Genomic DNA, 271 nt, shown 5'->3' with positions numbered 1-271 from the left:
CAGGCTGCCGCGTTGCCGGGCTCGTTTTCCCCGGAACGCGCGTTAGTGGAGCGCGTCGCCGCGCGCGCCGGCAATCCCCCGGTTTTTCTGTACGTGGGACGTCTGTCGGAAGAGAAGGGCATCGGCACGCTGATCGAAGCGTTCGCCGGCCTGCGCAAGCGTATTCCTGCAGCACAGTTGCGCATTGTCGGCACGGGGCCGATGGCCGACGCATTGCACGCGAAGGTCGCGGAACTGCAACTGACCGGCGCGGTGACTTTCGCCGGCAGTC

General features: G+C 66.8%; 1 protein-coding gene. It reads left to right on the top strand.

All coding sequences use genetic code 11. The annotated features are described in order from the left end of the window. On the top strand, positions 1 to 271 hold a 271-nt coding region (locus R0J87_RS20645), incomplete at both ends, for a glycosyltransferase (RefSeq protein ID WP_498888589.1).

The sequence above is a fragment of the Halomonas sp. SIMBA_159 genome, assembly GCF_046536035.1.
GTDB lineage: Bacteria > Pseudomonadota > Gammaproteobacteria > Pseudomonadales > Halomonadaceae > Vreelandella > Vreelandella venusta_A.
Note: the sequence above shows the minus strand (reverse complement) of the source record. Positions and strands in the feature narration are given on the sequence as shown.